Raw genomic sequence first — 24,930 nt, forward strand, 5'->3', positions numbered from 1 at the left:
GATATTTCCAGCAATGTGGGCAGTAGTGAAAGAAGGTATAGAAAATGAAGAAAACTTTATATACATTTTTGGTTTGGAATTTTCTGTTGTTTGTAGCTGGTTTAAGTGATATTGTTTTTTATAGAAATCTTACATCGGTAGAAGGTATGACAATAAGCTGGACCCAGCCAGCGCTTGTAAGTATTACTTCATTTTTAATATTGCTTTCAATATATTATGGGATGCACCAGCTCCTTTTCGGGAAAAATTTTTATTTGAAACTGGAAATCAAGCAGGAAGACCTAGATAAATTGCGAAATTCAATTTATGATTTTCTGAAAAAAGGCGAAATTGACCCCGAAAAATTGCAGCAACACTTGAAGTGTTTGATAATTGCTGAAGTTGTTTTGTGGGGTGGATTCATCGTTTACTTATTTATATCAAAGGGCTACTAATTTTCAATTCTAATAATGGGGTAAAGTGGTACGAATGAAAAAGATACAGAACTTTTTCTCGACGATTTTGCAAAAGCTGTGGAAAAGTTCGATAACTATCGTTTAGCATTAAAAACTACGGAAGCTTTACGCTGAAAGCTGTAACTTTAAGCAGACCGGAAAGCTTATAATGAGGGTAGAACAGAAATATGACCAACGAAGATACCACTGATTTTGACGAGCACTTCGCTAAAATTTCGTCCTATATTGTGGACACATTGCACGGCGTTCCACTTGAGATGACCGAGGATGAAAAAGAACAATTTCGCATACAGGTTATTTCAAATCAGTATGCAGAACGGTTGCTAAGTGAAGCCGAAAAGACAGAAACGTATAGAGGTTTATCAAAAATTGATATTCTCCATACAGTTTCTATCCCTCAACTGGCTAGAACAATCCCACTTAAAGGTTTGAATCTCAGTTTAGAAAAATACAGAATGCCGGATGGTGTAATAATAGAGGTTGAGAGTTCGTCACATTATTTGGGGTCATTTAGTGAGAAAAATGATTCTTCCACAAATTGGATAGAAAAGATCATGGAGGGTGTCGGTATTCACTAGATGGATTCTCAAGAAGCATAAACAGCCCGCTATTTGCAGAGAATTCTGGAAGAAAATTGAAGAAAGCATCCTTCCGGCAACAGCACCCCGGACGTTTGTGAACTCTCACAACAGAGATCAAGAACCAATCCCTGCTTTGCGCTTACACCGTTTTGGTGACATCTTTTCTCCGTCTTGCTACAATATTGTGGATTTTTTCTATTTGTGCTTTGCTATTATCAACATCTAAAATGGAAACCGTGATGGAGGTGATTCCAATGCAGATAATTTCCTTGAAAACAAATTGAATGCTTTGGCAAACGGTGGCCAGTTCTCCATTTCCTACGACATCACGATTCCGTAATAAAAGCATTAGATAATGGGTATAAAAGCCACGATTCTTTAGAGTCGAAAGAAAAGAATCGTGGCTTTGTACGTTTGAATTATGGAGCAAGCCAAATGAATAAGAAATTGGAATTTTTTAGCAGTATGGCGGTTGCCTTTATAGTTTTGATATTGGTCTTTCTTTGCATTCGTTTTTCAGGTCAGGGAAAATTTGCTACACATGGAGGAACCAATCCGTCTGATGTAAAATGTATTTATACTTCAGTTTGGCCGGATAATGAATACACTAGGCTTATTTGTGAGCCGGAAAGTGGAACGATAGAATATATATTGGATGGTTCTAATGCTGGGTATTATGCAATCTTTTATAATAATATCTCTGAAGAAGAAATACAAAAATATATTGACCAATTGAAAACCTTAGGATACGCTGAAGAGGCATCGGCTTCAGAAAGCGTTTCGACAGGCGTTTTGCTAAGAAAAGATGAAACATGGATAAGCATTGCATACTCAGAGGGAGGATTTGGAATCCGGATTTCAGTAGAAAAATCCTGAATAAAAGAGATGCTGGGGAATCCCGGTTATCCCTATGATGCAGTGGAAAGAAAATGGATTGCTCAATATTGGAGGCTCCAACCACAGCTTCTTTGTTGAAATGTTAATCAGTTAGATACCGCCAGACGGTTTATTTAGAACGAGGTTAAGTTGGAACAGCCGATGCCACACTCGGAACAAACAATAGCGGAGGCCGTACAAGATATGTGCTAGTATGGGAGAAAGATGGCATATCACATACGATCATTGGAAAGATACCGCGTGAAGAGATTCTAAAAATTGCAGAGAGCATTTCCTAACTGGCTGAATTTTTGCCCACACGCTTGTAATTATTTACAAATGTGTGGACACTTTTTCGTTGAAGCGTCCAAAGCTGACAAGATTTTGAACTTTTTTCAAAAAAGCTGTCACAAACGCAGTGTGAGCAACGTTGACTAAGCAAAAGCTCCTGGGGGAGTGTACAAAATGGAGGTTATTCATTAATCAAAATGACGAAAGAAGAAATCATTTCCATGCTATCAAAGGAATTGAACAGTGAATGGACGAATGGAGTCACATGTTTGATGGTGGAAAATTCCGATAGCTATATTCCAGTAATAGTTCATCACAATAAAAATGAACTTATTGTTGAAGTAGGAGAACAAGACAAGAAGATTTACCGCATCGGACGAAATGAGCTAAATAAAACATCTTAGTCATCACCAAAAAAATCATTGAAATCAGTCACAATTTGACGCATAGAATATGAATTCAAACTTGATATGAGGTGATTCCAATGCAGAAAAAATAGAACACATATTTCGAAAATATTGCTACCATCAAACTGTCAAAGAATACAAGTCAAACGGTTCTTTGATTCGTTCTAAAACGGATTACTATCAGGCTATTGGTGGTTAAGTCACTCCGTTTGTAAGGAAAGGGTTGAAAATGGATTTTCTTAAACAAAAAGGGCCATTAGCAAGAGAATTCTGCAACACGTTGATTTACATTATTTCGTTAGTGTCATTAAAGCCTTCAAGCCTTCAGAGGGTGTTGACAGAACTTCAATGGAATGGGATGTGGTTCTTTTCTCTGGCATTTTTCGCTGTCATCTTTATGGAAATGCTGTCCGATTTTTTGCTGGTTACAGATCGCTGCACTGCATGGAAAGCATTAAATGGAAATGTCAGCGAAGCCGAATTTCACAATCTTCAGCAGATTGTCCTATGCGAAAATCAGAAAGTTTCCATTGAGAAGAAACTTGCAAGTACGATACTACTGGTTCTGATGATATGTGCAACTGCTGCATTTGTGTGGTTTACCTTTTTGGTATAAGGTTTTGTTATGAAAGAGATAATTATTATACCACATATTGGAATTGGACAATTAAAATTAGGTATGGCACCAGATGAGCTAGAAAATGCTCTTCTACAAATGAAGAAACAGTGGTCGAATTCTTCTGATGAAGCAATGCAAATGGAGCGTTGTGCTGAAACTGGTGATCCTAATTTGATAACAGGACGATATATGGATAATGATTCGTTCTTTCTGGTGCAGTATCGGAACGGAAAAGCTACTGAAATCGGCATCCAGAGAGAGTTGTCTAAAGTGGCATCAATAAAATTGTTCGGGCTGGATATGTTTAATACAACCGCCGAGTGTATTATTGATAGCTTAATGAAAAAGGACAACGTTGTTTGCAACGAAAAGGACTTGCAACTGGGAACGGAATATCTTTTCCCTGAAATTGGAGTCCGACTTTGGAGAGAGCGAGCATTTCATCTCAAACTGTTGAAAGACCCGTTATACATGGAAGAGATGCAGGCTGTATTAGAAGACGAATATCAGTATCAATACTTCCAGATGGTTACTGTGATGGGTTGAATTGCTAACGATCAATGGGATTTGATATAACTTTTCCGCTTGTAGTACATAGCGATGACCACAGCTATCTGCTAATACGGGTGAACTAATTTGAAGTATTTTATTGACGAAGATCAAAGAAAAGCCTCACACAGCAGCTGCTACTTGGAATTTCAACAAGGGCAGTATCATGACAAGTGCTGGCTTGACACATCTATTAGCATCAGTGATGAAGTATGGAATAGCCGCCATGTTTCAGATCTGATTCTTGAAGTGATTCCAGAGTTTGACTTTTATGGAATAACAATCGTTACAAAAGTACAATGGGATAATATTTTAACAAAAAGTCAATCGGATGGATGTACTTGCAAAGAGATTATTGCAGAAGCAGTTCCTTGGGCAGCAAAGTGTTTTGAAACGAATGATGTGTTCACTATCATAGGGATGTGAGTCGAACTTTCTCGGAGAATAACAGTGATACACAAAGGAGAGTGTAACATGAAAAAAATTCTTACAGCAATCGTATCGGTAAGCATATTTATTGTTGGAATTTTGCTTATACTTTGTGCGGACACTAATTTTTTATGGTATGCCTTTAATCAAAATGTTCGCCTTACAGTAGTTGCAGGGATTCTCATTGCACTTGTTGGTGGCGTTGGTGTGATAATGAATCTTTGGTGTATTCTAAAAGAATTGTACAGTAAATAGTTTATTGAAGGTTAAACTTCCAGTCTGCCATGGTCGCAGCCAAGAGAGATAATATTCAAACTTACTACTCAGCAAAAGCTAGGCACACTCCAAGAATTTATTATAGAGGGTGAATATCCCGCGCTTTGAACAATTTAACGATGAATATATTGTGCGATATGGAGAATTTCATTTGCGCGTTCACCTCGAATTGACTTGCAACGCAAAATACGTTACAATAAATCCGAGGTGATAACCATGGAAAAAACGATGACACTCAATCTTCGTGTCAACCCCACCGTTAAGCAGCAAGCCGAGGATGTGTTGAAGCAGCTCGGCATCCCGATGGCAACAGCCATTGATATGTACCTGCGCCAGATCACCCTGACTGGCGGCATCCCCTTCTCGCTGTCCCTGCCGAAGGCTCCTGCGGCTCTGAACGCTGACACCATGACCGATGACCAGCTTCATGCAGCCTTGCAGGTGGGCATCAAAGAGATTCAGAACGGTGATACCGTGGATGCTGCAAGCGCATTCGCACAGTTCAGGGAACAGCACAGATGAAACAGTATGATGTGAAAATTTCCCGGATGGCACTCAGCGATATGGAGCAGATTTACAGCTACATTGCTGACCGTCTGCTTGAACCTGATACGGCTATGGGGCAGTACAACCGCATTGCAGAAGCCATCCAGTCGCTGAACATCCTGCCGGAACGCTGTGCGCTGGTGGAAAGTGAGCCGGAGCGCACCCAAGGGCTGCGGCAGATGCTGATGGATAACTACTCGGTGTTCTACATCGTGGGCGGGGATGCCGTGTCGGTGGCCCGTGTTCTGTACAGTGCATCCGACCTTGTGCGCCGCCTGCGGAGAATGAAGTGAAAGGGGTGTTTGCATGACCGCCGTAATCTACGCCCGCTATTCCAGCGACAACCAGCGCGAGGAATCCATCGAAGGCCAGATTCGTGAATGTACGGCTTATGCCGAAAAGAACGGCATCACGGTAGTTAAGCACTACATTGACCGCGCCCTTTCCGCCAAAACCGACAACCGCCCGGATTTCCAGCAGATGATCAAGGACAGCGAAAAGCGGCTGTTTGACATTGTGCTGGTCTGGAAACTTGACCGCTTTGCCCGAAACCGCTATGATTCGGCCCACTATGAGTACCAGTTGGAGCGGAATCATGTCAAGCTGGTATCTGCCACGGAGCCTATCTCTGACAGCCCTGCGGGTATCATGGTCAAGAGTATGCTCACCGGCATGGCTGAATATTACTCGGCAGAACTTTCTGAAAAAGTTGTGCGCGGCATGACTGAGAATGTGCTGAAAGGCAAGTACAACGGCGGCACGATTCCCATTGGCTTCAAGGTGGACGAAGAGAAGTTCTTTCAAGTCGACCCGCTGAAAGCTCCCTTTGTGGTAGAAGCCTTTCAGCGGTACAACGATGGCGCAACTATGAAGGAACTGATGAACTGGCTGAACGACAGTGGCGTGACCACCAACCGCAACCAGAAGTTCACCTACAACAGTGTTCAGACGCTGCTGACGAACAAACGGTACATTGGTGAAAACCACTTCAAGGATATCGTAATGCCGGACAGCATCCCGGCCATCGTGGACAAGGACTTGTTTGAAGAAGTGCAGCTGAAAATCAAAAAGAACAGCCGTGCTCCTGCCCGTCACAAGGCCGAGGACGATTACTTGCTCACCACCAAGCTGTTCTGCGGAATGTGCGGTGCCATGATGTTCGGCGAGTGCGGTACGGGTAGAAACAAGATCGTTCATCATTATTATAAGTGCGCCACCGCGAAGCGTTTCAAGACCTGCAAGAAAAAGACCGTCCGTAAAGAGTGGCTGGAAGATTTGGTCATAGCTGAAACCATGAAGCTGATTCAGGACGATGCCGTGATTGATGCCATCGTTGCAGAAGTCATGGAGTTGCAGGATCAGGAAAACACCACGCTTCCTTTGCTGGAAAAGCAGATGCGCGAGGTGGAGAACGGCATTGAGAATATGCTGAACGCTATCCAGGCGGGTGTGCTGACCAACTCCACCAAATCGCGTTTGGAAAAGCTGGAAGCCCAGCAGAAAGAACTTGAGATTCGGATTGCCGAAGAAAAAATCGCTCGGCCACGGTTAAGCGAAAATCAGGTTCGGTTCTGGCTGACCCGGTTCCGCAAGCTCGACCCGAACGTGAAAAGCCACCGGGAAACGCTTATCAATACATTCGTGAATGCTGTTTATCTCTATGATGAAAAAGTTTTGATTACATTCAACTACAAAGACGGCACAAAAACCGTCACTTTCGATGAGATCGCCGCCAAAGATGCCCCAGAGGGCAATGGTTCGGATTTGGGTTGCTTCGCTCCACCAAAAAACCTCAACGTATGCAAGTACGCTGAGGTTTTTGTTTTGCGACAAGTAACCGTCAAATCTCCCGGCGGATGGACACCCATGGGATAATAGTAGTGGAACGTTTCGCGACGTTCCACTACTATTAACATCAGGGAGGACACCATGACATCAACAGAGCTAAAGCACCAGGCACGACAACAGAAATGGGTGGCAGCGATTCAGAATTGCAGAAGCAGCGGTCTTCCGGTACGGCAGTGGTGCAAGCAAAGAGGAATCACACCATCTACATACTATCGTTGGGAACGGGAAGTGCTGTCCATCGCAGATGCGGCACCGGAATTCCCCGGGGCACCTGCGTTTGCAGAGTTACCAGCACCGAAACAGCAGGATCGGAACGTTTCAGAATGTTCCGCCACGCTGCGGATCGGCAATAGCAGCATTGACTTCTATCAAGAGCTGAGTCCGGACCTGCTGAAAGCCCTGGTCGAGGCGCTGCGGCCATGCTGAACGATTTTTCCGGAGCGGATCGGGTCTATATCGCCTGTGGCTATACCGATCTGCGTAAAGGCATAGACGGTTTGGCCCGGATGGTGCAGCAGCAGTTTGAATTGGATCCGTTCACCAACACGCTGTTCCTGTTCTGTGGGCGGCGCAGAGACCGGATCAAGGGACTATACTGGGAAAAGGACGGGTTTATTCTGCTCTACAAGCGGCTGGAACAGGGTGCATACCAGTGGCCGAGAAGTGAATCTGAAGTACGGTCACTAACGCCGCAGCAGTACCGCTGGCTGATGGAAGGCTTACAGATCGAGCAGCCAAAAGCCCACCGCCCAGTATCTGGGCTGAGCATAATATAAGGCAGATTAAATTTCCGAAAAGCATCGAAAACACTGGCTTTTTGACACTTTTTGTGGTATAATTTTCACATGGAAAACGAGAAGAGAATTGCCACAAGTAACGCTGAAATGGTGACCATTTCACGCGCGGAATATGAATCTCAGCAAACTCAGCTCACTGAACTCAAGCTCCAGAACCAATGGCTTCTGGAGCAGTTGGGTCTTGCGAAAAAGCGGCAATTCGGCTCCTCCTCCGAGAAGTTGCAGGAGGGCCTGATGGATCAGCTTTCGCTAAGCTTCAATGAGCTTGAAGCCTACGCCTATGGCACCAAATCCGCTACGCCGGAGCAGGTTGCCGTGAAAGCCCATGCGCGCAAGAAGCAGTCCGGCAGCGTGACCGAGATCGTTCCGGAGGGCACACCCACTGAAGTGGTGGAGCACCGTCTGAGCGAAGAAGAGCTGATCTGCTCCGCCTGCGGCAGCAAAATGGAGGAGATCGGCAAAGAGGTCCGCCGGAGCCTGCAAATGGAGCCTGCCCGGTTCTGGATTCGAGAGGATGTCTACTATACCTACGCCTGCAGGAAGTGCGAGCAGGACAGCGGCGAGGCCAACATCCTGAAAACACCGAAGGAGCCTGCGCTGCTGCCCGGCAGCTATGCTTCCGCGGAGGCGGTAGCGCATATTGCGGTACAGAAGTTTGTGATGTATTCCCCGCTGTACCGGCTGGAGCAGGAGTTTCACCGCCAGGGATTGAAGCTCTCCCGGCAGACCATGTCCAACTGGCTGCTGAATGTCTCTGATACCTGGCTGCAGCCCATCTACGAGGTGCTGCACCGGCAGCTCTGCAGGGAGAAAGTTCTCCATGGCGATGAGACGACGCTGCAGGTACTGAAAGAACCCGGGAAGGCGGCGACCAGCAAGTCCTACATGTGGCTGTACAGGACCAGCGGCTGTACGGAGCATCCGATTGTCCTGTATGAATACCAGCCGAACCGGAAGGCAGAGCACGCGGAGGAGTTCTTAAAGGGCTTCTCCGGCTGGCTCCATGCGGATGGATACCATGGTTACCACAGGCTGCCGGAGAATATCCGGGTGGTTGGCTGCTGGGCCCACGCGCGGCGAAAATTTGATGAGGCGCTGCAGACGCTACTGCAGGAAAAGCGAAAAGATTCTCTGGCAGCGGCCGGCGAGTGCTACTGCTCAAGGCTGTTCCAGTTGGAAAAGTCTTTCGCAGAACTGACACCAGAAGAACGACATGCTAAGCGGCTGGAACAGGAAAAACCGGTTCTGGACGCTCTATTGGCGTGGGCAAATGCGGCCAGCGGCAAGGCGGCACCAAAGTCCGCTCTGGGTAGGGCGCTGCACTATCTGCTGGAGCAGTGGCCATACCTGATCCGTTATCTGGAGGATGGGCGGCTGGAACTGAGCAACAACCGTGCTGAACGCAGCATAAAGCCTTTTGTTATGGGCCGCAAGAATTGGCTGTTTGCCAATACACCGGGCGGCGCACAGTCCAGCAGTGTGATCTACAGCCTGATTGAGACAGCGAAAGAAAACGGATTAGATCCGTACCGTTACTTGCTCTGGGTTCTGCGGAATGCTCCCGCTATGAGCCAGATGGACGAGGCTTGGGCCGAACAACTCTTGCCTGCCAGTGCACCCCAGGAATGCAGAATACCAAAAGAATGAACATCTCTGGCCCAGCTGCGGTTGCTAAGCCAGAGATGCTTTTTTATGCGCCGGGAGATTTGACGGTTACTGCGACAAGGCTAAAATCATCGGGCGGGTGGATTCGAACAGCTGCGGCGACATCGCTGAAGATGGCGCAAAAACAGCCCGGTGGGCTGTTTTTAGCAGCGCGGCTCGCGACATCCACCCGCGCCCACCAAAAGAACCAGCGTAGAAATTACGCTGGTTCTTTTGTTTTGCCCGGCATCTTAAGTCTCACTCTCGAGGATGGATCCGAACAGCTGCGGCACCGTTCAGCAGGACGATCTCCAGCAGTGCAAGGATCAGCAGAACAATAAGAACCGTAGTAACCATCGTGTACCGTGCATCATAATATTTTGCAACAGTATTCAGGTTGGTACTCTGTGCATTGATTTTTTAAATTTTTCTTCAAAAAAATCATTGACAACGCTTTCTGTGCATGATAAAATCACATTTGATTTTGAGAGACAAAGCATGGCAGAGTCTTTTCAAAGCAATTTACCATGGACCGCCCAGCGGGGCTAAGGCCATACGGACAGCCGGGTCCACTGCCGACCGGCGGCACAGCCGCCATTATTGATTGAGTGTAGCAGCTCAAATTTTATAAGTTGGTTCCTTTACAACCATGAAATTGCGCAGTCAGTGTGCAGACTTGTGAAACGGTCAATAAAGAGCAGTAAAAGCAGAATTGCTATATAGACTCTCATAATCCCGTCTTTTTGAATCATGCGAAGCGGCCTTTGTACTCTGGCGTTTCTTCCGGGGGGCTTTGGCGGCGTACTCAAATGCTTTTCAAAGCGCAAGTCTGCACTTTTTGTGCGGTACTTGCGCTTTTTTTGTTTGCATCGGGATCAGGGACGGAGGAAAAACATGAGTGAGAACCGAACACGGTTCCGGCTGAACCAGAACCGTGCGCCCATCTATGAAGCGCTGGAACAGTTCCGCAAAATGCGGGTGGTGCCCTTTGATGTGCCCGGCCACAAGCGAGGCCGCGGCAACCCGGAGCTGACCGCCTTTCTGGGCCAGCAGTGCGTGGGCGTGGATGTGAACAGCATGAAGCCGCTGGATAATCTCTGCCACCCGGTATCGGTCATCCGGGAAGCAGAGGAGCTGGCCGCAGATGCCTTTGGCGCTGCCCACGCGTTCCTCATGGTGGGCGGCACCACCAGCAGTGTGCAGAGCATGGTGCTTACCGCCTGCAAGCGCGGCGATGAGATCATTCTGCCCCGCAATGTGCACCGCAGTGTGCTGAACGCACTGGTACTGTGCGGCGCGGTGCCGGTGTATGTGAACCCCGAGGTGGACAAGCGCCTTGGCATCTCGCTGGGCATGAAGCGGGAACAGGTGGAAAAGGCCATTAAAGAGCATCCGAATGCTGTGGCTGTGTTGGTGAATAACCCCACCTACTACGGCATCTGCTCTGACCTGCGCGCCATCGTAAAAATGGCCCACGATGCCGGGATGCTCTGCCTTGCGGACGAAGCCCACGGCACCCACTTCTACTTTGGCGGCGGCCTGCCGGTGTCTGCCATGGCGGCAGGGGCTGATATGGCATCCGTCTCCATGCACAAGAGCGGCGGCAGTTTAACGCAGTCCAGCCTGCTGCTCATCGGCCCCAATGTGCACCCGGGCTATGTGCGGCAGATCATCAACCTGACCCAGACCACCTCCGGCAGCTACCTGCTCATGTCCAGTCTGGATATCTCCCGCCGCAACCTTGCGCAGCGCGGGCGGCAGGTATTCCACCAAGTGGCCGACATGGCCGAGTATGCCCGCGAGGAGATCAACGCCGTGGGCGGCTACTACGCCTTTGGCAAGGAGCTGTGCAACGGCGACTCCGTTTTTGACTTTGATACTACCAAGCTCAGCGTCCACACGCTGGATATCGGCCTTGCAGGCATTGAGGTGTACGACATCCTGCGCGATGAGTACGACATCCAGATCGAGTTCGGCGACATTGGCAACATTCTGGCCTACCTTTCCATCGGCGACCGCCCGCAGGAGGTGGAGCGTCTGGTCAGCGCGCTGGCCGAGATCAAGCGCCGCTACCAGACCGATGGCTCCGGCCTGCTGAGTCAGGAATACATCGACCCCGTTGTGGCTGCCAGCCCGCAGGAGGCTTTCTATGCCCCCAAAAAGAGCCTGCCCCTCCGGGAGACCGAGGGCATGGTGTGCAGCGAGTTCGTCATGTGCTACCCGCCGGGCATTCCCATTCTGGCCCCGGGCGAGCGCATCACCAAGGAAATTTTGAACTACATCGAGTACGCCAAGGCCAAGGGCTGCAGCATGACCGGCCCCGAGGACCCGGACATCGAGCGGCTGAACGTTCTGGCATAAGGAGGGAATGCAGATGGAATTTTGGTTTTCCGAGTTTCACACCCCGGACGTGAAGCACAGCATCCGGGTGAACAAACAGCTCTACTCCAAGCAGAGCGATTACCAGCGCATCGATATTTTTGAAACGCCGGAGTTTGGCCGGGTGCTCACATTGGACGGCAATGTGATGCTGACCGAGCGCGACGAATTCATCTATGACGAGATGATCGTGCATGTGCCCATGGCGGTGCACAAGCAGGCAAAAGACATTCTTGTCATCGGTGCCGGTGACGGCGGCGTGGTGCGGGAGCTGACCCGCTACGACCGGGTGGAGCGCATCGACCTTGTGGAGATGGACCCGCAGGTGGTGGAAGCCTGCCGCGCCTTCCTTCCCAGCAACGCCTGCCGTATGGATGACCGCCGGGTGCACATCTATTTTGAGAACGCCCTCAAGTATATCCGCCGCTGCGAGGAGGAGTACGACCTCATCATCGTGGACTCCTCCGATCCCTTCGGCCCATCCGAGGGTCTGTTCACCCGCGAGTTCTACGGCAGCTGCTTCAATGCCCTGAAAGCGGACGGCATCATGGTGAACCAGCAGGGCAGCCCCTTCTATGCCGAGGATGCCAGCGCCATGCAGCGCAGCCACAAGCGCATTGCGTCCACCTTCCCCATCAGCCGAGTGTATCAGGCACACATTCCCACCTTTGCGGCTGGGTACTGGCTGTTCGGCTTTGCCAGCAAAAAGTATCATCCCATCGATGATCTGGATGCAGACGCATGGAAGGCGCTGAACATGCGCACCCGCTATTACACCGCCCGGCTGCATGTCGGCGCATTTTACCTGCCGGCATTCCTTGAGGAAATGCTGCGGGAAGTGGAGGAACACTGATGCAACCCAACATTGAAAACTTCATCGGCTGTGACAGCAGCTACCGCGCCGCCAGCATCGTGCTGTACGGTGCGCCCTACGATTCCACCACCAGCTACCGCCCGGGCGCACGGTTCGGCCCGGCGGCCATCCGACACGAAAGCTATGGTCTGGAGACCTACAGCCCCTACCAGAATGCCGACCTGACCGATTTTGACATCTTCGACAGCGGCGATCTGGAGCTGTGCTTCGGCTCCAGCGAGAGCGCCCTTGCGGACATCGAAGCCCGCGCAGAGGAGATCCTGCAGGACGGCAAGTTCCCGTTGCTGCTGGGCGGTGAACATCTGGTGACGCTGGGTGCCGTGCGGGCTGCTGTGAAGAAATATCCGGATCTGCACATCGTGCACTTTGATGCCCACGCCGACCTGCGGGACGACTACCTTGGTGCAAAGCTGAGCCACGCCTGCGTGCTGCGCCGCTGCCATGAGCTGGTGGGCGACGGCCGCATCCATCAGTTCTGCATCCGCAGCGGCGACCGCGCCGAGTTCGAGTTTGCAGCCCAGCACACCGAGATGCACAAATTCGATTTTACCGGCCTTGCCGAGCTGACGGAACAGCTGTGCGAGAGCAAGGTGCCCGTCTACCTGACCATCGACCTCGACTGTCTGGACCCCTCCTGCTTCCCCGGCACCGGCACGCCCGAAGCCGGCGGCGTGAGCTTTTTGCAGCTGCTGGATGCCATCCGCACCGTGACGAAAGCCAACATCGTAGCCGCAGACCTCAACGAGCTGGCTCCCACGCTGGATACCACCGGCGTTTCCACCGCCACCGCCTGCAAGGTGCTGCGCGAAACGCTGATCGCGCTGGACAAGGGCTGGCCCGGCTTTCAGGTCTGACCGAATTTGCACACATTGACATAAAGGAGAAAAATCATGAGCAAAGTTCTGATCATCGGCTGCGGCGGCGTGGCCTCCGTTGCCATCCACAAGTGCTGTCAGGTACCCGAGGTGTTCACCGAGATCTGCATCGCCAGCCGTACCAAGTCCAAGTGCGACAAGCTGGCTGCAGAGCTGGCCCCCAAAACCGCTACCAAGATCACCACCGCACAGGTGGATGCCGACAAGGTGGATGAAGTGATCGCCCTCATCAAGGCTTATCAGCCCGACCTCGTGATGAACATTGCCCTGCCCTATCAGGACCTGACCATCATGGATGCCTGCCTTGCCTGCGGCGTAAACTATATGGACACCGCCAACTACGAGCCGGAGAACACCGACGACCCGGAGTGGCGTGCCATCTACGAGAAGCGCTGCAAGGAAGCAGGCTTCTCCGCCTACTTTGATTACAGCTGGCAGTGGGCCTACGCAAAGAAGTTTGAGGAAGCCGGCCTGACCGCCCTGCTGGGCAGCGGCTTCGACCCGGGCGTGACCCAGGCTTACTGCGCCTACGCCAAAAAGCACGAGTTCGACACCATTGACACCATTGATATTCTGGACTGCAACGGCGGCGACCACGGCTATGCCTTTGCCACCAACTTTAACCCGGAGATCAACCTGCGCGAGGTGTCTGCCCCCGGCAGCTACTGGGAGAACGGCCACTGGGTGGAGATCCCGGCTATGAGCATCAAGCGGGAGTACAACTTCGATCAGGTGGGCGACAAGGATATGTACCTGCTGCACCACGAGGAGATCGAGTCTCTTGCCAAGAACATCCCGGAGGCAAAGCGCATCCGCTTCTTCATGACCTTTGGCCAGAGCTATCTCGACCACATGCGCTGTCTGGAGGATGTGGGCATGCTGTCCACCACCCCGGTCAACTTCAACGGGCAGGAGATCGTGCCCATCCAGTTCCTCAAGGCTCTGCTGCCGGACCCCGCCAGCCTTGGCCCCCGCACCAAGGGCAAGACCAACATCGGCTGCATCTTCACCGGCAAGAAAGACGGCAAGGAAAAGACCTACTATATTTATAATGTGTGCGACCATCAGGAGTGCTACAAGGAGGTCGGCTCTCAGGCCATCAGCTACACCACCGGCGTACCGGCCATGTGCGGCGCACTGATGCTGCTCACCGGCAAGTGGACCACCAAGGGCGTGCACACTGTGGAAGAGTTTGATCCGGACCCGTATCTGGACGCTCTGGACAAGTACGGCCTGCCCCGTTCCGAGAGCCACAGCCCGGCGCTGGTGGACTGATGCGGCTGGCCGATACCCGCCCGCCCTTTGCGGGCCTTGCAAACCTTTCTTGGGAAGCGCTTGCCTCTCTGCCCACCCCCTGCTACCTGCTGGACGAAGGGCAGCTGCGCCGCAACGGCGAACTTCTGCTGGGGGTGCAGCAGCGCACCGGCTGCAAAATTCTGCTGGCGCAGAAGGCTTTTTCCAACTTTAATGTTTACCCGGTGCTGGCTCCTTATCTGGCGGGCACCGAGGCCAGCGGCCTGTACGAGAGCCGCCTTGGCAAAGAAGAGCTGCCGGAAAAAGAGAACCATGTGTTCTGCGCGGCCTACCGGGCAGACGAGTTCGCGGAGCTGCTGCAGTACGCCGACCACATCGTGTTCAATTCGCCCAGCCAGCTGGCAAAGTTCGGCCCGGCAGCAAAGGCGGCGGGCAAGAGCGTGGGCCTGCGGCTGAACCCGGAGTGCTCCACGCAGGAAGGCCATGCAATTTACGACCCCTGCGCCCCGGGCAGCCGCCTTGGCACCACCCGCGCCCAGTGGGATGCCGCCGTGCAGGCAGACCCGGCCCTGCCCGAATTACTGGACGGACTGCACTTCCACACCCTGTGCGAGCAGGATGCCGATGCACTGGCCCTGACGCTGGCGGCGGTGGAAGCAAAGTTCGGGGATCTTCTGCCCCGGATGAAGTGGCTCAACTTTGGCGGCGGGCACCATATCACCCGCCCCGGCTACCGCCTTGCCACGCTGGAACAGTGCATTACCGAAACACAGAAAAAGTACGGCGTGCAGGTGTATCTGGAGCCGGGCGAAGCATGGGCGCTGAACGCCGGGTATCTTGTTACCACTGTGCTGGACACTTTGCAAAATGGCGAGACGAGCCTTGCCATTCTGGACATGTCTGCGGCCTGCCACACCCCGGATGTGATCGAGATGCCCTACCGCCCGCCGCTGCTGGATGCCGGGGACCCCGGCGAAAAGCCGTACCTCATCCGCCTTGGCGGCCCCACCTGCCTTGCCGGGGATGTGGTGGGCGACTACAGCTTTGCCTCCCCGCTCACCGAGGGGAAAAGGCTCATTTTCGGCGATATGGCCATCTACACCACCTGCAAGAACAATACCTTCAACGGGATGCCGCTGCCGCCCATCTGGGCAATGGACGAAAACGGCACCTGCCGGGAGCTGGTGAAGTTCGGCTACAGCGATTTCAAGATGCGGCTGGGACGTGCAGCGGATTAAAGTATGACCCTTACGGCAAATCTGTATTCAATCAAAAGACAGTCTGTATCAAAACCGCCCAAAATGCACGCTGTTCAAGTACAGTTTCTTTTTATCATCTGACGAAAATTTTAAAAAATTCAAATTCAGCCTAGACAAGTTCCTTTTCATGTGCTAAAACAATGCTAAGAAACCCGCAACGATGCAGGATCTGAGGATCACTGCGCCGTTGCGGGTTTTTCTTGTTTTATCTGGGAAAGTGTTAAGAAATAATAGAGGAGGCAATTCTTATGAAAGCATTCATTTCGCGTCGTGATTTCCTGAAAGCGGCAGGCATCACCGCCGCAGCAGCAGCTTTGACAGGCTGCTCTTCTTCTGGCGGTTCCGCAAGCGGCTCTTCTGCAGGCGGCAAGACCATTAAGATCGGCGTGTTTGAACCGGCTTCCGGTGATAACGGCGCAGGCGGCAAGCAGGAAGTGCTGGGTGTCGAGTATGCCAACAGCCTTGCTCCCACCGTGGAGATCGGCGGTGAGACCTATAACGTGGAGCTGGTGGAAGTGGATAACCAGTCCAGCACCGATAAGGCCGTGACCGCTGCACAGGAGCTGGTCTCCAAAAAAGTCTCCATCGTGCTGGGCAGCTACGGCTCCGGTGTTTCCATTGCAGCCGCTCCCACCTTCCAGTCCGCTTCCATCCCGGCCATTGGCTGCTCCTGCACCAACCCCGCCGTGACTGAGGCCAACCCCTACTACTTCCGTGTCTGCTTCCTTGACCCGTTCCAGGGCTCGGTCATGGCAAACTTTGCAAAGGATGAGTTCAGTGCTGCCAACGCCTACGTGCTGAGCATGCTGGGCGAGGACTACGGCTCCGGTCTGGCCACCTACTTCGTCAACACTTTTGAGGATCTGGGCGGCACTGTTACCAGCGAGCAGTTCCCCGAGGGCACCTCGGACTTCTCCGCCTACATCCAGAACGCCATCAACGCCGGTGCAGATGTGATCTTTGCTCCCTGCGCCACCACCTACGCAGCCCAAATCATCACACAGGCTGCTTCTGCAGGCTTTGACAAACCCATTACCGCAGGCGACACATGGGAGTCCAGCGTTATTCTGGATGCCCAGAAGGGCACCAGCGTGCAGGTGTACTGCTCCACCTTCTTTGATGAGAACGATGATTCCGGCGCAGCCAAGGAGTTCGTGACCGGCTTTAAGGAGTGGCTGAACGCCGACAGCCAGAAGCTGACCAACAACGGCGGCAATGACATCGTGGCAGCTGTTTCTGCACTGGGCTACGACGGCTACATGGTGGCTCTGGAAGCCATCAAGGCAGCAGGCAGCACCGACGGCACCGCCATCCGCGATGCTCTGTACGGCGTAAACTACGACGGCGTGACCGGCAATATCACCTTTGACCAGACCACCGGTGATGCCAACAAGGATATGGCTTACATCAAGAAAGCTGCCGACGGCGCATTTGAGTTCGTCAAGACTCAGAGCGTGGAAGGCTGATTTGAACCTGTAAACTCCTTCAGTCAACGCCTGACGGCGTTGCCAGCTCCCTCATTGAGGGAGCCTTTTTATAGCTTTCCGGCAGGTTTGGCTTCCTCCCTGAGGGGGCTGTCACCGGAGGTGACTGGAGGAGTTTATTTTATTAAAAGTTGTAAGAAATGGAGGGTCCCCCTTATGGCTGCAAAGTTTCTGCCCTATTTGCTGGCAGGTATCTCGGTGGGCGGCCAGTATGCATTGATCGCCATTGGCTACACAATGGTGTACGGCATCCTGCGCCTGATCAACTTTGCCCACGGCGATATCTTTACCGTAGCCGGTTTTCTGATGGTGTACGCTACTGCTTCCCTTCCGCTGACCATTTCCATCCCGCTGGTGGTGGTGGCAACGGTACTGCTGGGCATCGCAGTGGAAAAGATTGCCTACAAGCCCCTGCGCACTGCGCCGCGCATGTCGGTAATGATCTCCGCGATCGGTATGTCCTACCTTTTGCAGAACTCGATGTGGTATGTCACCGGCGGTCTGGCCAAGCAGTACCCTGCCCTGCCGTGGATCAGCGACACCGTCACGGTGCTGGGCTGCCAGACCAAGCGGGTGACGGTGGTAACGCCGTTCCTCGTCATTGTGCTGGTGACAGCACTTGTTACCCTGATCCAGAAGACCAAGATCGGCATGGCCATGCGCGCCGCTTCCCGCGATTTTGAGACCGCCCAGCTGATGGGCATCAAGATCAACAATGTCATCTCCTTTACCTTTGCGGTGGGCAGCTTTCTTGCGGCCATCGGCTCCATGATGTATTTTTCCAACTACACGGCAGTCACCCCCACTGTGGGTGCCATGCCCGGCCTGAAAGCCTTTGTGGCTGCGGTGTTCGGCGGCATCGGCTCCATTCCCGGTGCGGTGATCGGCGGCTTCATCATCGGCATCTGCGAGAGCCTTATTAAAGGTGCAGGCGCTACCACCTTCAGTGATGCGTTCACCTTTGCACTGCTGATCGTGGTGCTGGCCGTCAAGCCTACCGGCCTGTTCAGTGAAAACCTGACCGAGAAAGTGTGATGACCATGAAACAAGAGAAAAAACGCATCTATCTCCGGGCCGCACTGGCGCTGGCCGCTCTGCTGGTGGTGCTGCTGGCACTGGATAACCTGAGCTTTGTGCCCTCCATGCTGCTCACCGTGCTGCGCAAGGGTGCCATCTATGCACTGGTGGCTGTCTCCATGAACCTGCTGAACGGCTTTACCGGCCTGTTCAGTCTGGGTCAGGCAGGTTTTATGCTGCTGGGTGCCTACACCTACGCCATCCTCACCATTCCCGCCGCTTCGCAGAAGTCCATCTATCAGCGCTATGCAAACGGCGGCATCGGCTTCTCCATCCCGGAACTGCTCTCCAAACCTCTGGGCGGCTTCGGCCTGCTGCTGGGTGTTGTGTTCTGCCTGATCCTGGCCGGTTTTATCGCAGCGCTGTTCGCCTTCCTCATCGGCCTGCCGGTGCTGAAGCTCAAGAGCGACTATCTTGCCATTGCTACACTGGGCTTTGCCGAGATCATCCGTGCCGCCGTGGTTTACGAGGGCTTTGGCCCGCTGACCAACGGATCCAACCTTCTGTACGGCTTTACCAGCTTTGCCAGCTTCAACCTTTCGCTGGGCGGCACGACCCTGCATCTGGAGACCGTGATGCCCTTCCTCTTCTCCGGCATCTGCATCGCCATCATTCTGCTGCTCATCAACTCCACCTATGGCCGTGCCTTCAAAGCCATCCGTGATGACGAGATCGCTGCCGAAGCCATGGGCATCAACCTTGCCAGCCACAAGCGCATGAGCTTTATCATCAGCAGCTTCTTTGCCGGTATCTCCGGCGCAATGCTCGCCATGTATCAGGCCAGCGTGCAGGCCACCACCTTCAAATCCAGCATGACCTACGAGATCCTGCTGATCGTGGTCATTGGCGGCATTGGCTCGGTGTCCGGTTCCATCATCGCGTCCTTCCTGTTCATCGCCAGCTCCGAGTGGCTGCTGCGCTTCCTCGACAACGAGACCTGGATCGGCGGCTTCCGTGTGCCGCTGCTGCGTTCCGGCTTCCGCATGGTGGTGTTCAGCATCATCATTATGGCGGTGGTGCTGTTCTTCCGCAAGGGCATCATGGGCGACCGTGAATTGTTCCAGAAAAAGCCCGCATCCACTGCAAAAGCTGCCAAAAAGGAGGCGCGTTCCAAATGAGTGAAAACGTATTGACCATTGAAAACGCCACAATGCAGTTTGGCGGCGTGGTGGCTGTGGACAATCTGAACCTGAAGGTGGATAAAGATCAGATCGTCTCCCTCATCGGCCCCAACGGTGCCGGCAAGACCACCGCGTTCAACGTTGTCACCGGAGTGTATGCGCCCACCAACGGCGCGGTGTGGTTCGAGGGACGCAAGATCATTGAGAACACGCCCCACGGCAAGATGAAAAAGCTCTATAAGGGCCAGAACTCGAGCAAGTATTCCCACATGATCGCCCCCACGCCCGATAAGATCACCCAGATGGGTATTGCCCGCACCTTCCAGAATATCCGTCTATGGAAGAGCCAGACCGTGTTTGAGAACGTGCTCATCGCCAAGCACTGCCGCCGCTCGGCCAACCTGCTGAGCGCTACCTTCCGGCTGAATGCAGACGAGGAAAAGCGCCAGCGCGAGGAGTGCGAAAACCTGCTGCATGTGCTGGGACTTGAGGATGTGCGCAATGAACTGGCTACTGGCCTGCCCTACGGCCTGCAGCGCCGGGTGGAGATCGCGCGCGCGCTTGCCACCGAGCCGAAGCTGCTGCTGCTGGATGAGCCTGCTGCCGGTATGAACCCGCAGGAGACCGAAGAACTGACCGCCTTTATTGACCGCATCCGCACCGATTTCAGACTGACCGTGTTCATGATCGAGCACCACATGGATCTGGTGATGGATATTTCCGACCGGGTCTATGTGCTGGACTTTGGCCGCTTGATCGCCGAGGGTACGCCCGCCGAGGTGCAGAACGACCCGCGGGTGATCGACGCTTATCTGGGGGTGGACGAAGATGCTTGAGATCAAGGATTTACATGTTTCCTACGGCGGCATTCAGGCCTTGCGCGGTGTGTCGCTGAACGTACCGGACGGCAAGATCGTTACCCTGATCGGTGCCAACGGCGCAGGCAAGTCCACCCTGATGCGCACCATTTCCGGCCTTGTAAAGGCACAGAGCGGCTCCATTTTGTGGAACGGGCAGGAACTGCTGGGCAAGCCCATCGACCAGATCGTGGCCAGCGGCATTGCCATGTCACCGGAGGGCCGCCGGGTGTTTGCCGACCTGACTGTGCTGGAAAATCTGAAGATCGGCGCATACCTGCACAAGGATAAGGCCGAAACCGAGAAAGACCTTGAGTGGGTGTACAGTCTGTTCCCCCGCCTGAGGGAGCGCAGCTGGCAGAGCGCCGGCACCCTTTCCGGCGGCGAGCAGCAGATGCTGGCCGTGGGCCGCGCCCTGATGAGCAAGCCGAAGCTGCTCATGCTGGACGAGCCGAGCCTCGGCCTTGCACCCATCGTGGTGCGGGAGATTTTTGATATCATCCGCACCGTGAACCAGCAGGGCATCACCGTGCTGCTGAACGAACAGAACGCCAACATGGCCCTGAAGGTGGCCGATTACGCCTATGTGCTGGAGACCGGCACCCTGACCCTTTCCGGCACGGGTGCTGAACTGCTGACCAATGAACAGGTCAAGGCCGCATACCTCGGCAAAAAGTGCGTTGACCGCACCTGAAACTTTATAAGAACCGCTAACGGCAGAGAGGGGCTGCTGCAAAACAGCTCCATGAAAAAATAACGCATAAAAATGCCTCAGTATGGCAGGCGGAACAGGCTCATCACACTACCAACAAAGAAAAACAGAGCGTTCCCGACGGGGAACGCCCTGTTGTACATATCGCTTGTCTGTGGTCTTTTGCAGGGTGCGTCCGCAGGGCGCACTCTGTTTTTTTACTATGCTTCATCATTTTCTGCGCGCAGCATCCGGTATCCGACACCAACATGGGTCTGGATCAGATGCGGCGCATCCGGGTATCGTTCCAATTTTTTGCGCAGGGATGCCATGTAAACTCGCAAGGAAGCGATGTCATTTTCCTGCGTACTGCCCCATACTTTCTGCGTGAGGGAGGTATGTGTCAGCACCTTGCCCACATTATGCGCCAGCACACACAGCAGTTTGTACTCGATGGGGGTCAGATGCAATTCATTCTCACCCAGCCAGACGCACCCGGCCGAGAAATCGATCTTTAAAGGACCATTGACAAAAACCGGACTGTTTATGCCGTCAGAAGCCAGCAGATTCAATCGGCGCTGCGTTACACGCAGTCTTGCCAGCAGCTCGTCCACGGAAAACGGCTTTGTCAGATAATCGTCTGCGCCGTTGTCCAGTGCCTCGATCTTATCAGAATCTTCGCTCCGGGCACTCAGGACAATGATGGGCAGGTTCGACCATGTGCGGACGCTGCGGATGACCTCGATGCCGTCTATATCGGGCAGCCCAAGATCCAGCAGCATGATGTCCGGATTGTGGCTGGTGGCCATCATGATCGCCGTTTCCCCATTGGAAGCAGTCAGATATTTATAGCCGTGGGTCTTCAGGGTCGTTGTGATCAGACACCGTACAGGAACATCATCCTCTACGACCAGAATGGACGGCTTATTCATGAATGTTCACCTCGCTTTGCGGCAATGCAAAGGAAAAGACACTGCCATTGGGAATGTTGTCACGCAGGGTCAATGTTCCGCCGTGAGCCGTCAAGATTGCACGGCAGAGGGGCAAGCCCAGTCCAAGGCTGCGGTGGCTGTCTGCGATGCGGCTCTGCCCGGTATAAAACATCTCGAACACCTGTGCTTTTGCACGATCCGGAATGCCGGGACCGTTATCTGCAACGTCCACTACGACCTGATGGTCTTTCCGGTAAGCCGAAATCTGAATGACCGAGCCCACGGGGGTGTATTTGATGGCGTTATCCACCAGATTGACAACGACCTGCATGATCAGCCGTGCATCCACATTGACCAGGAGGATCTCGTCCCCATACTGTGTTGTGATGGTGTGTTCGCAGCTTTTCCGGTTGACATGGTGCAGCGCTTCTTCGATCATTTCGTCCATCAGCTGCGGCGAGATCTGCAGATTCATCCGCCCATCCTCAATGCGGGTGATAGAAAGCAGATTTTCCACCAGACCGATCAGCCATTGTGCATCGTCAAAAATATCGGTGCAGATCTTGTTCCGGGTCTCTGTATCCAGCGTTTCTCCGTTGGAAAGCAGATTGCTGGCATTGCCGGAAATGGAGGTCAGCGGGGTGCGCAGGTCATGGGAGATCGTGCGCAGCAGATTTGCCCGCAGCTCTTCATTTTTTGCCTGCACGGTTGCCTGCTCTTTTTCCAGTGCGTTTCTGCGGTTTTCGATGGCCAGCGCGCCTTCACCCAGAATGGAAAGCAGCACACTGTTTTCAAAGGCATCCAGCGGTTTTTCGGACAGATCGATCCCGATCACTCCAAACACGCCGCCTCCGGTCCGAAGTGCAAGATAAAGTCCCTTTGCATCCGGGTAGCTATCCGTGCCTGCACCGGAACGCTTTTTGTTGGCAAACGTCCAGTTTGCTGCATCCCGTTCTTCCGGTGCAGAAAAGATGTTTTGCGCCGTTTCCCCGTCAACTCCAAAAACCTGTTCTGCCCCAAGACCTCCGTTTTGTTCCAGGTAGACGATCAGACTCCGGTTCAGCAGCTTCATCAGCTGGGATGCCGTCAGTGAAAAGATTTCTTCTTCACTTTTGGCTTTCTGTAAAAGCTGATTCGTATCAAATAGTACTTTTGTCCGGAATGCTGCCTGCGCAGACATTTTTGCATGGTCTTTCAACCGTGTCGTCAACGTACAGGTAATAATTGCGGAGGTCAGCATCAGGGCAAACGTAACCTGATAACCGGGGTCATACGCATGGAATGTCAGGCGCGGTTCCGTCAGAAAAAAATTGTACAGCGCAACACTGGCAACAGAGCCCAGCACACCGCAGGTGTAACCGCTGGTACACAATGCGGTGAACAGCATCCCCAGCATATAGAGCATAATAATGTTATAACGCGCAAAGTCCAGCTGCAGGAAAAAGAAGCCGATGAGCGTGATGCAGCTCAGGATGCCTGCGGTGATCAGCAGATCACGGACAGACGGCAGAAGCGGACGGGTGAACAGCTTCCGTCCTGAACCGTAGCCGTTCTCTGCAGAAGCATCCGGGATGATGTAAATATCCAGATTAGGCGCAGTCATCGTCAATTTTTCAGTCAGTGACGGTCCACTCCAGAAATGGCGGCGATGTACGCTGGAGCTCCCCAGTACGATTTTTGTAATGCCGGAGATGCGGGCAAACTCTGCGATCTGCTGCGGAATGTCATCCCCGTAGATCGTAGAAATGTCGGCACCTGCCTGCTCTGCCATACGAATGTGCTGTTGCAAGCGCCGACAGTCTTCTTTTCCCATCTGATCCGAATCCGGAGTCCGGACATACAGAGCTGTAAAGGTCCCTCCAAACGCCTTTGCCATCGTTGCTGCCGTCCGCACGATCTTTGCATTGGAGGGAGAGGACGACAGACACGCCAGAATATGTTCAGTGGGTGGGTCGTTCTGATTCATAAAAATCACCTGCCTTGCCCACAGTATAGCACAATTTGATGGTCACGACCACCAGCCACGTCTTTTTCCTTCCTGTTGAAGGATCTCCTTCCGCATGTGATCCAGCGCATCTGCTGCCCAAAAACCACTCAACATAACTCCAAGAACCATCAGTAACAAAACGACATCCATATGATCCGTCCTATCTTTTCAGAGCCGGAAACACTTCTGGATCGATGCGTATTTTCCCAAAACCAGCATACTTTCATCCCGGCACAGCTGCGTATCCGGCGTAATGCTCATATCGAGCTTTCCATCTTTTTTCAGCGCAAGAATGTTGATGTTATACTTTTTTCGGATATTGATCTCACCGATCGTGCGATCCATCCATTCCGGCGGAATGGTCACTTCCATGATGGCGTGGTCGTCCTGCAGCTCGATATAATCCAGAATGTGTTCAGAGCTGTATCGGATCGCTGCCCACTTTGCCAGCTGCTTTTCCGGGTAGACCACTTCATCCGCACCGTTGCGCAGCAGGAACTTGGCTTGTACATCCCGCTCTGCACGCGAGACCACAAGCTTTGCTCCCAGCTCCTTGAGCAGCGATGTTGTTTCCAACGAACTCTGAAAATTGCCGCCGATGGTTACGATGCACACATCAAAATTGCCAACACCAAGGGAGCGCAGAAAGTATTCGCTGGTGCTGTCACCGATCTGTGCATTCGTCACATAGGAAAGCACGGCGTTCACACGGTCTTCGTTGCTGTCGATTGCCATGACCTGATGACCCAGCTCATTCAGTTCCTGCGCAATATGGCGGCCAAAACGGCCAAGCCCAATCAAAAGAATCGATTTCATACTTGT

General features: G+C 52.7%; 28 protein-coding genes and 1 pseudogene. 26 read left to right on the forward strand and 3 right to left on the reverse strand.

Going from position 1 to position 24,930, the window contains the following annotated elements:
• Positions 1-44 precede the first annotated feature (44 nt).
• The 26 genes and pseudogenes from DWY76_RS08765 (at position 45) to DWY76_RS08880 (ending at position 21,192) form a co-directional block, all read left to right on the forward strand.
• Positions 45-434, forward strand: coding sequence for a hypothetical protein (locus tag DWY76_RS08765; RefSeq protein ID WP_120081002.1), 390 nt, complete (start codon positions 45-47; stop codon positions 432-434).
• Between the two features lie 188 nt (positions 435-622).
• Entirely contained in the window at positions 623-1,033 is a 411-nt protein-coding gene (locus DWY76_RS08770) for a hypothetical protein (protein WP_015564578.1), read from the forward strand.
• A 438-nt stretch (positions 1,034-1,471) separates the two neighbouring features.
• A complete protein-coding gene (locus DWY76_RS08775; RefSeq protein WP_005929376.1) occupies positions 1,472-1,912 on the forward strand; it encodes a hypothetical protein in 441 nt (146 codons plus the stop codon).
• A gap of 164 nt (positions 1,913-2,076) precedes the next feature.
• Positions 2,077-2,211 (forward strand): annotated as a pseudogene (locus tag DWY76_RS14380) (DUF4367 domain-containing protein); the annotation flags it as partial.
• A 189-nt stretch (positions 2,212-2,400) separates the two neighbouring features.
• Positions 2,401-2,607, forward strand: a complete 207-nt coding sequence (locus DWY76_RS08785) for a hypothetical protein (protein WP_005946665.1) — start codon at positions 2,401-2,403, stop codon at positions 2,605-2,607.
• 232 nt (positions 2,608-2,839) lie between these two features.
• Positions 2,840-3,226 carry a hypothetical protein gene (locus DWY76_RS08790; protein WP_223382614.1) on the forward strand — a complete coding sequence of 129 codons (387 nt, stop codon included), beginning with the start codon at positions 2,840-2,842 and terminating at the stop codon, positions 3,224-3,226.
• Between the two features lie 9 nt (positions 3,227-3,235).
• Positions 3,236-3,775, forward strand: a complete 540-nt coding sequence (locus DWY76_RS08795) for a hypothetical protein (RefSeq protein ID WP_097775233.1) — start codon at positions 3,236-3,238, stop codon at positions 3,773-3,775.
• 144 nt (positions 3,776-3,919) lie between these two features.
• Positions 3,920-4,204 carry a hypothetical protein gene (locus tag DWY76_RS13840; protein WP_165852601.1) on the forward strand — a complete coding sequence of 95 codons (285 nt, stop codon included), beginning with the start codon at positions 3,920-3,922 and terminating at the stop codon, positions 4,202-4,204.
• Positions 4,205-4,252: 48 nt separating this feature from the next.
• Complete coding sequence (locus DWY76_RS08800) at positions 4,253-4,462, forward strand: hypothetical protein (protein WP_097775234.1); 210 nt, start codon at positions 4,253-4,255, stop codon at positions 4,460-4,462.
• 237 nt (positions 4,463-4,699) lie between these two features.
• Positions 4,700-5,005 carry a type II toxin-antitoxin system RelB/DinJ family antitoxin gene (locus DWY76_RS08805; RefSeq protein ID WP_035393314.1) on the forward strand — a complete coding sequence of 102 codons (306 nt, stop codon included), beginning with the start codon at positions 4,700-4,702 and terminating at the stop codon, positions 5,003-5,005.
• Positions 5,002-5,322: a type II toxin-antitoxin system RelE/ParE family toxin gene (locus DWY76_RS08810; protein ID WP_120081004.1), complete on the forward strand. Its 321-nt coding sequence runs from the start codon at positions 5,002-5,004 to the stop codon at positions 5,320-5,322. The genes DWY76_RS08805 and DWY76_RS08810 overlap by 4 nt, the downstream gene beginning before the upstream one ends.
• 13 nt (positions 5,323-5,335) lie before the next feature.
• Entirely contained in the window at positions 5,336-6,904 is a 1,569-nt protein-coding gene (locus tag DWY76_RS08815) for a recombinase family protein (protein ID WP_120081006.1), read from the forward strand.
• 54 nt (positions 6,905-6,958) lie between these two features.
• Positions 6,959-7,303, forward strand: a complete 345-nt coding sequence (locus tag DWY76_RS08820) for a hypothetical protein (protein WP_117472322.1) — start codon at positions 6,959-6,961, stop codon at positions 7,301-7,303.
• Positions 7,297-7,653: an IS66 family insertion sequence element accessory protein TnpB gene (gene tnpB, locus DWY76_RS08825; protein ID WP_117472324.1), complete on the forward strand. Its 357-nt coding sequence runs from the start codon at positions 7,297-7,299 to the stop codon at positions 7,651-7,653. The genes DWY76_RS08820 and tnpB overlap by 7 nt, the downstream gene beginning before the upstream one ends.
• A 108-nt stretch (positions 7,654-7,761) precedes the next feature.
• Positions 7,762-9,321, forward strand: coding sequence for an IS66 family transposase (locus tag DWY76_RS08830; RefSeq protein WP_242985192.1), 1,560 nt, complete (start codon positions 7,762-7,764; stop codon positions 9,319-9,321).
• Complete coding sequence (locus tag DWY76_RS13845) at positions 9,318-9,659, forward strand: hypothetical protein (RefSeq protein WP_133300806.1); 342 nt, start codon at positions 9,318-9,320, stop codon at positions 9,657-9,659. The genes DWY76_RS08830 and DWY76_RS13845 overlap by 4 nt, the downstream gene beginning before the upstream one ends.
• Before the next feature lie 553 nt (positions 9,660-10,212).
• Positions 10,213-11,679: an aminotransferase class I/II-fold pyridoxal phosphate-dependent enzyme gene (locus tag DWY76_RS08835; RefSeq protein WP_097775018.1), complete on the forward strand. Its 1,467-nt coding sequence runs from the start codon at positions 10,213-10,215 to the stop codon at positions 11,677-11,679.
• 13 nt (positions 11,680-11,692) lie between these two features.
• Positions 11,693-12,550 carry a polyamine aminopropyltransferase gene (speE, locus tag DWY76_RS08840; protein ID WP_044953854.1) on the forward strand — a complete coding sequence of 286 codons (858 nt, stop codon included), beginning with the start codon at positions 11,693-11,695 and terminating at the stop codon, positions 12,548-12,550.
• A complete protein-coding gene (speB, locus tag DWY76_RS08845; protein ID WP_005943304.1) occupies positions 12,550-13,425 on the forward strand; it encodes an agmatinase in 876 nt (291 codons plus the stop codon). Before speE ends, speB begins: the two co-directional genes overlap by 1 nt.
• Before the next feature lie 36 nt (positions 13,426-13,461).
• On the forward strand, positions 13,462-14,721 hold the full coding sequence (locus tag DWY76_RS08850; protein ID WP_005943308.1) for a saccharopine dehydrogenase family protein: 1,260 nt from the start codon (positions 13,462-13,464) through the stop codon (positions 14,719-14,721).
• Complete coding sequence (locus DWY76_RS08855) at positions 14,721-15,938, forward strand: carboxynorspermidine decarboxylase (RefSeq protein ID WP_120081008.1); 1,218 nt, start codon at positions 14,721-14,723, stop codon at positions 15,936-15,938. The genes DWY76_RS08850 and DWY76_RS08855 overlap by 1 nt, the downstream gene beginning before the upstream one ends.
• A 269-nt stretch (positions 15,939-16,207) precedes the next feature.
• Positions 16,208-17,425, forward strand: a complete 1,218-nt coding sequence (locus DWY76_RS08860; protein WP_120081010.1) for an ABC transporter substrate-binding protein — start codon at positions 16,208-16,210, stop codon at positions 17,423-17,425.
• A 174-nt stretch (positions 17,426-17,599) separates the two neighbouring features.
• Entirely contained in the window at positions 17,600-18,478 is an 879-nt protein-coding gene (locus tag DWY76_RS08865) for a branched-chain amino acid ABC transporter permease (RefSeq protein ID WP_120081012.1), read from the forward strand.
• 5 nt (positions 18,479-18,483) lie between these two features.
• Positions 18,484-19,638, forward strand: a complete 1,155-nt coding sequence (locus DWY76_RS08870; RefSeq protein ID WP_243111989.1) for a branched-chain amino acid ABC transporter permease — start codon at positions 18,484-18,486, stop codon at positions 19,636-19,638.
• A complete protein-coding gene (locus DWY76_RS08875) occupies positions 19,635-20,477 on the forward strand; it encodes an ABC transporter ATP-binding protein (protein WP_120081016.1) in 843 nt (280 codons plus the stop codon). The genes DWY76_RS08870 and DWY76_RS08875 overlap by 4 nt, the downstream gene beginning before the upstream one ends.
• Positions 20,470-21,192, forward strand: a complete 723-nt coding sequence (locus DWY76_RS08880) for an ABC transporter ATP-binding protein (RefSeq protein WP_120081018.1) — start codon at positions 20,470-20,472, stop codon at positions 21,190-21,192. The genes DWY76_RS08875 and DWY76_RS08880 overlap by 8 nt, the downstream gene beginning before the upstream one ends.
• Positions 21,193-21,410: 218 nt before the next feature.
• Here the strand turns inward: DWY76_RS08880 and DWY76_RS08890 are convergent, their stop codons facing one another.
• From DWY76_RS08890 to DWY76_RS08900, 3 genes are all read right to left on the reverse strand, one after another.
• Positions 21,411-22,121, reverse strand: a complete 711-nt coding sequence (locus DWY76_RS08890; RefSeq protein WP_120081020.1) for a response regulator transcription factor — start codon at positions 22,119-22,121, stop codon at positions 21,411-21,413.
• Positions 22,114-23,997 (reverse strand): DUF4118 domain-containing protein, encoded by a 1,884-nt coding sequence (locus tag DWY76_RS08895; protein ID WP_165852612.1) that lies wholly within the window; start codon positions 23,995-23,997, stop codon positions 22,114-22,116. The genes DWY76_RS08890 and DWY76_RS08895 overlap by 8 nt, the downstream gene beginning before the upstream one ends.
• Before the next feature lie 279 nt (positions 23,998-24,276).
• The gene (locus DWY76_RS08900) at positions 24,277-24,924 is read right to left on the reverse strand and encodes a TrkA family potassium uptake protein (RefSeq protein WP_097779996.1); all 648 of its coding nucleotides are present in this window, start codon (positions 24,922-24,924) and stop codon (positions 24,277-24,279) included.
• Positions 24,925-24,930 lie beyond the last annotated feature (6 nt).

This window comes from Faecalibacterium sp. AF27-11BH (assembly GCF_003603005.1).
GTDB classification, from domain to species: Bacteria; Bacillota; Clostridia; order Oscillospirales; family Ruminococcaceae; genus Faecalibacterium; species Faecalibacterium taiwanense.